Source organism: Rhizobacter sp. Root1238 (genome assembly GCF_001425825.1).
Classification (GTDB): Bacteria; Pseudomonadota; Gammaproteobacteria; order Burkholderiales; family Burkholderiaceae_C; genus Rhizobacter.
Genome location: NZ_LMDM01000039.1, coordinates 1 through 6281, shown reverse-complemented (window position 1 = coordinate 6281; position 6281 = coordinate 1). Strand labels below are relative to the sequence as shown.

Annotated in this window: 6 protein-coding genes and 1 pseudogene; 3 read left to right on the top strand and 4 right to left on the bottom strand. The window is 69.1% G+C overall.

What is annotated here, in order from left to right; genetic code table 11:
• The 3 genes from ASC98_RS31870 to ASC98_RS29775 all read left to right on the top strand — a co-directional run.
• Nucleotides 1-267 (top strand): hypothetical protein (locus tag ASC98_RS31870; protein WP_235581360.1); only part of this gene is annotated, 267 nt, incomplete at its 5' end.
• A gap of 104 nt (nucleotides 268-371) precedes the next feature.
• Nucleotides 372-1565, top strand: a complete 1194-nt coding sequence (locus ASC98_RS22985) for an HPP family protein (protein ID WP_056812307.1) — start codon at nucleotides 372-374, stop codon at nucleotides 1563-1565.
• Between the two features lie 115 nt (nucleotides 1566-1680).
• On the top strand, nucleotides 1681-3171 hold the full coding sequence (locus tag ASC98_RS29775; protein ID WP_082541581.1) for an endo alpha-1,4 polygalactosaminidase: 1491 nt from the start codon (nucleotides 1681-1683) through the stop codon (nucleotides 3169-3171).
• Between the two features lie 75 nt (nucleotides 3172-3246).
• Here ASC98_RS29775 and ASC98_RS22975 read toward each other — a convergent pair whose 3' ends face one another.
• From ASC98_RS22975 to ASC98_RS31165, 4 genes and pseudogenes are all read right to left on the bottom strand, one after another.
• Nucleotides 3247-4347 (bottom strand): NAD(P)/FAD-dependent oxidoreductase, encoded by a 1101-nt coding sequence (locus ASC98_RS22975; RefSeq protein WP_056812305.1) that lies wholly within the window; start codon nucleotides 4345-4347, stop codon nucleotides 3247-3249.
• 28 nt (nucleotides 4348-4375) lie between these two features.
• Nucleotides 4376-4699 carry a ferredoxin FdxA gene (gene fdxA, locus ASC98_RS22970; RefSeq protein WP_056812302.1) on the bottom strand — a complete coding sequence of 108 codons (324 nt, stop codon included), beginning with the start codon at nucleotides 4697-4699 and terminating at the stop codon, nucleotides 4376-4378.
• A 70-nt stretch (nucleotides 4700-4769) separates the two neighbouring features.
• Nucleotides 4770-5558, bottom strand: coding sequence for a uroporphyrinogen-III C-methyltransferase (cobA, locus tag ASC98_RS22965; protein WP_056812404.1), 789 nt, complete (start codon nucleotides 5556-5558; stop codon nucleotides 4770-4772).
• A 6-nt stretch (nucleotides 5559-5564) separates the two neighbouring features.
• A pseudogene (locus tag ASC98_RS31165) lies at nucleotides 5565-6281 on the bottom strand (sulfate adenylyltransferase); the annotation flags it as partial.

The following is a 6281-nucleotide window of genomic DNA, read 5'->3' as shown; positions in this document are numbered from 1 at the left end:
GTGATCGGCGTGACCGGCAGCCCGTGGGGCAACAACAGCTTCTCGGTGTCGGGCTCGGCGCAGGTGCGCACCACGTTCTACCCGCTCGGCTTCTTCGAGCCGAACCAGGGCGCGTCGGGCAGCCTGAACCTGCATGGCGACGTGGAGTACCGCGGCGCCGGGCTGAACCTCAGCGCGGGCAACCGCTCGGGCTTCGTCGATGCGACGTCCACCGTCGGCTCGGCCACCGACGTCAACACGAAGACGACGCTGACCTGGCGGCCGTGACCAGGGCTTGACCGGGGTCGGGTCGGGCTCGGCGAGTTCGCCGACAATTTGAGGTTCCTGTTCGCGGGCTGAGCGCGAACGTCACGAACCTCACCGACCGTCCCATGAGTTCACTGCAAATTCCCTGGCTGCGGGCCTGGCTGCCGGCCCCCGCGGCCGTCAGCACGCGCGAGCGATTCCGCGCGGTGGTCGGCGCGCTGCTCGGCATCGCGCTGACGGGGCTGATCAGCGCGGTGATGCTGCAGGGCTCGCCGGCCGCGATCGCCCTGATCGCGCCGATGGGCGCGTCGGCGGTGCTGCTGTTCGCGGTGCCCGCCAGCCCGCTGGCCCAGCCGTGGTCCCTCCTCGGCGGCAACATCGTGTCGGCGGTGATCGGCGTGGCCTGCGCGGGCTGGATCGATGCGCCGGTGCTGGCGGCGGCACTGGCGATCTGCCTGGCCATCGCGGCGATGTTCGCGCTGCGCTGCCTGCACCCGCCGAGCGGCGCGGTCGCGCTGACGGCCGTGCTCGGCGGCCCGGCGGTGCATGCGGCCGGCTACGGTTTCGTGCTGGTTCCGGTCGCCCTCAATTCGCTGCTGCTGCTCGGCGTTGCACTGCTCTTCAACAACGCGACCGGCCGCCGCTATCCCCATTCGCAGCAACCCGATGCCGCGCACCTGCACCGCACGACCGACGGCCCGCCCACCGAACGGCTCGGCTTCACGCCGGCCGACCTGCAGGCGGCGCTGAAGGACTACGACCAGGTGCTCGACATCGGCATCGACGACCTCGAATCGCTGTTCCACCAGACCGAGATGAAGGCGTTCCGGCGCCGCTTCGGCGAAGCGCGCTGCGAAGACGTGATGTCGAAGGACGTGCTGACCGTCGAGTTCGCGACCGAGCTCGACGTGGCCTGGGGCCTGATGCACGAGCACGCGGTGCAGGCGCTGCCGGTGGTCGACCGGATGCGGCGGGTGATCGGCATCGTCACGCGCTCGGACTTCCTGGCGCAGCTCGAGCTGCGGGACCGGCGCGACATCGGCCGGCGGCTGCGCGCCTTGCTCGCGCGCAACACGAGCTCGCATTCGGACCGGCATGAAGTGGTCGGGCAGATCATGACCGCACCGGTCAAGACGGCCTTCGCGTCGATGCCCGCGGTCGAACTGGTGCCGTTGATGGCGGACGTCGGGCTGCACCACATCCCGGTCGTCGACGAGCAGCGCAAGCTGGTCGGGATGGTCACGCAGACCGACCTGGTCGGCGCGCTCTACGAGATCTGCCTGTCGCGCCTGTCCGCCCCGCGCGGCGTTGCGGTGTGACCGTTGCTCACGTTTGTTGTCCCTTGCGCCTATACGCGTGACGGGGGCGTGAGGTGTACTGCGTTCCTGCTGTGGAAGGTGCGTTCCGGTCGCACCGATCAACGAGGAACCAACGATGAACAAGATGATGCTCGGCCTGGCCTGTTCCAGTGCCGTCCTGCTGGCCGCCTGCGGTGGCAGCGATGCCGACACGGCCTCCGATGACGCGGTGGCCGATGCCCAGGGGGCGCGCACGATCGAGGCCGCCGCGGCGACCGGTGCGAAGAAGCTGACGACCACCGTCGGCACGCTGGTGGCCGACAAGCTCGGCGCCTGCACCGAGACGGTGACCTCGAGCTGGGACATCCGGCTCGCGGCCTGCAACGCCGGCACGGCGCAGAAGTTCCAGTTCATGCCGGTGTCGTCCGACAGCGCGAGCAACCTGGTGCTGATCAAGAACCCCGCCTCCGGGCTGTGCGTGACCGCGCGCGGCAGCAAGTCGGGCGCGTTCGTCGACCTCGACACCTGCAACGGCCGCAAGGCGCAGCAGTTCCGCCTGGCCGCGCTGGGCACCAGCCTCGCGCAAGTGGCCAGCTACGACGGCAAGCTGTGCCTGACGGCGCCGACCCGCATCGGCGTCACCGAGTTCTCGCTGGCGACCTGCACCACCGGGAATGCGCAGCAGGCGTTCCGCCTGGCGTTGGACAACACGCCGGCACCGGCTCCCGCTCCGGCACCTGCGCCCGCTCCGGCTCCTGCGCCCGCACCGGCACCGGCTCCTGCGCCCGCACCGGCTCCTGCGCCCGCACCGGCTCCTGCGCCCGCACCGGCACCAGCTCCGGCCCCCGCGCCGGCTCCTGCGCCCGCACCGGCCCCCGCACCCGCACCGACCCCCGGCACGTGGTGGAAGCCCGCTGCGTCGTCGACGTGGCAATGGCAGCTCACCGGCACGCTGAACACCTCGTACAACGCGACCGTCTATGACATCGACCTCGTCGACGCGAGCGCGGTGACGATCTCGCAGCTGAAGGCCGCGGGCCGCAAGGTGGTCTGCTACTTCTCGGCCGGCAGCTCGGAAGACTGGCGCCCCGACTACTCGAAGTTCGCCGCTGCCGACAAGGGCAAGGCGCTCGACGGCTGGGCCGGCGAGAAGTGGCTGGACATCCGTTCGGCCAACGTGCGCGCGGTGATGGCCGCCCGCCTCGACCTCGCGCAATCGAAGGGCTGCGATGGCGTCGAGCCCGACAACGTCGACGGCTACACCAACTCGTCCGGCTTCCCGCTGACCGCGCAGGACCAGCTCGACTACAACCGCTACCTCGCGACCGCGGCGCACCTGCGCGGCCTGGCCATCGGGCTGAAGAACGACGTCGACCAGCTCGCCGCGCTGGAGCCGTCGTTCGACTTCGCCGTCAACGAGCAGTGCAACGAGTATTCGGAATGCGGTGGCTACTCGGCCTTCACGGCCAAGGGCAAGCCGGTGTTCAACGCCGAGTACAAGAGCAACTACGTGAACAACACCAGCGGTGCGCGCGACAAGCTGTGCGCCGCGTCGAAGGCGGCCGGGATCCGCACGCTGGTGCTGCCGCTCGCCCTCGACGGTTCGTTCCGCTACAGCTGCGACTGAAACGGCGGCGACTGAAGCAATTCGGCCTCGCTCCCTGACGGGGGCGAGGCCGAAGCAATGTGAAGTTTGCCGGGATCAGTCGAAGGTCGGCGTCTCGACGCCCAGCACCTTGTGCAGCTTCGGGCTGGTGGTCGTGTACTGCAGGTGGATGCGCTTGTCCGGGAAGATGTACGGCGCTGCCGCGAAGGCCGCCAGCGCGGCTTCGTGGAAGCCCGACAGGATCAGCTTCTTCTTGCCCGGGTAGGTGTTGACGTCGCCCACCGCGAAGATGCCCGGCGTGCTGGTCTCGAACTTCTCGGTGTCGACGACGATCTGCTTGCGCTCCAGGTTCAGGCCCCATTCGGCGATCGGGCCGAGCTTGGGGCTCAGGCCGAAGAACACCAGCAGCACATCGACCGGCACCACGCGCGTGACGCCGTCGCCGCCGGTCACCTTGACGCCCGACAGCCGGCCGTCGCGCTCGTCGTAGCCGGTCACCTGGCCGACGATGAACTGCATCTCGTAGGCGTCGCACAGCTCCTTCATCTTCGCGACGCTCGCCGGTGCCGCCTTGAAGCCGTCGCGGCGGTGCACCAGGATCACGCTCTCGGCCTTGTTCGGGCCGTCCTGCACGAAGTTCAGCGTCCAGTCGAGCGCCGAATCGCCGCCGCCGACGATCACCAGGTTCTTGCCGGCGAATTGCGCCGGGTTCTTCACGCGGTAGAACAGCTGCGATTCGTCGAACTTGTCGAGCCCGTCGACCTTCAGCAGGCGCGGCTGGAACGAGCCCACGCCGCCGGCGATGAAGATCGTCTTCGTCAGGAAGCGCGTGCCCTTGCTGGTCTCGACGTAGAAGCGGCCATCGTCCTGCTTCTGCACCACGGTCACTTCCTGGCCCAGGTGGAAGGTGGCGCCGAACGGCTCGATCTGCTTGAGCAGGTTGTCGGTCAGTTCCTTGCCGGTGCACACCGGCACGGCCGGGATGTCGTAGATCGGCTTGTCGGGGTACAGCTCGATGCACTGGCCGCCGGGGTAGGCGAGCGAGTCGATGATGTGGGCCTTGATCTCGAGCAGGCCGAGCTCGAAGACCTGGAACAGGCCGACGGGGCCGGCGCCGACGATGACGGCATCGGTCTCGATCGGGCCGTCGTGCGAGCCGGCAGTCTTTGAAATCTCCACGTTGGCGTTCGGTTCCATGGCAGGTCAGTGATTGTTTTCTGGCGGGTTACTTGATCAGTTCGGACAGCTTGCCCGTCTTGTCTTTCCAGTCGTCGGCGTCCGGCAGCGCGGCCTTGCGCTTGGTGATGCTGGGCCACTTCTTCGACAGGTCGGCGTTGATCTTGATCATGTGGACCTGGTCGCCGGGGACGTCTTCCTCCGGCAGGATCGCGTTGACCGGGCATTCGGGAATGCACACCGCACAGTCGATGCATTCGTCCGGATCGATCGACAGGAAGTTCGGGCCTTCGCGGAAGCAGTCGACCGGACACACGTCGACGCAGTCGGTGTACTTGCAACGGATGCATGCTTCGGTGACGACGTGGGTCATGGTGCTGGCTCAGAAATTGGAAGAAAAGGGTGCCTGAACGGTGCCGGGCCGGAGGGCAAAACGAGCGATTTTAAGGGCTTGGGGTTTTCACCGGAAGCGAGACGGGTCGGGCAGGGGCTTTTGCTTGCTTTGCAGCAATCGGGTTTGCAGCGACGGGTTCTGCCGCCACCACCGGCCGCGCGCCTTCGCCGACGGTGACGACCGTCGGGCGCCCGGCGTGCAGCAGGCTGGCGCGCGACAGGCTGTCCAGCGCATGCTCGCTGTGCAACTGGTCCGGCCAGCCGGCGCGCGACACCACGCTGACCGGCGTGTCGGCCGGCCAGCCGCTGTCGAGCAGCCCGCGGGCGAGGGCGGCCAGCTGCTTGCCGGCCATGTAGAACACCTCGGTGTCGGCGCTGCGGGCGGCGCGCAACTCGCGCGTCTGCGTCATCGCGGTCGTCAGGCTGACGCTGCGGCCGGCGCCGCGGCGGGTCAGCGGGCGCTGCGTGGCAGCGGCCGCCGCGATGGCCGCGGTGACGCCGGGCACCACCTCGCAGGCGATGCCGGCCTCGGCCAGCGCGGCCAGTTCTTCTTCGAGGCGGCCGAACACGCTCGGATCGCCGCCCTTCAGGCGCACGACGGTCGCGACCTGCTGCGCATGCTTCACCAGCAGCGCATTGATGGTCTGCTGGCCGGTGCTGTCGCAGAAGCCGCGCTTGCCGACGTTGATCCAGCGCGCGTTAGGCGCGTACTGGCGCAGCGCCGGGTCGGTCAGCGCATCGAACAGCACCACGTCGGCCAGCGCCAGCCGCTGCGCGCCGCGCACGGTGATCAGGTCGGCCGAGCCGGGACCCGCGCCGATGAAGATGACGCGACCCAGGGACACTTACGCAGCTCCCTTGACCAAGAGCGCGCCGCTGGTGCGGTTGGTCGCCGGGTCGACGATGATCAGCGAGCCGCCGACGCGGTTCGACTCGTAGGCCTCGACCGGCAGCGCCTGCTGCGTCTCGACGATCACATGGCCGATCTCGTTGACGGCCAGCTGGTGCGCTTCGGTCGCTTCCAGCGTGTGGATGTCGAGCCGGCTCTCGATCGCGGTGATGCGCGCCTGCACCCAGCGGTTGCCGTGGCGCACCCAGTACTTGCGGCCGACGACGGCCGGCTCGGTGTCGAGCCAGGCGAGCGTCGCGCTGAAGCGCTGCGTCTCGTGGACGGTCGACGGCGTCGCGATCCAGTCGCCGCGCGAGACGTCGAGCTGCCGGTCGAGCACGACGCCGGCCGACTGCCCGGCCTCGACCACGTCGGCCACGTCGCCGGCCAAGCGCACCTCGGCCACCACCGCGGTCTGGTTGCTCGGGAAGACCTGCACCGTGTCGCCGGCCTTCACGCGGCCGTGGGCCACGCGGCCGTACAGCGTGCGCGGCTGGTTGCCGGTGCCTTCGCCTTCGCGCGACACGTACTGCACCGGGATCAGCAGGTCACCGTCCTTGCGCTCCTGCAGCGCTGGCAAGGCTTCCAGCAGCTGCAGCAGCGACGGGCCGTCGTACCAGTCGGCGGCCAGCGGCTGCGTGACGTTGTCGCCGCGCAGCGCCGACACCGGGAT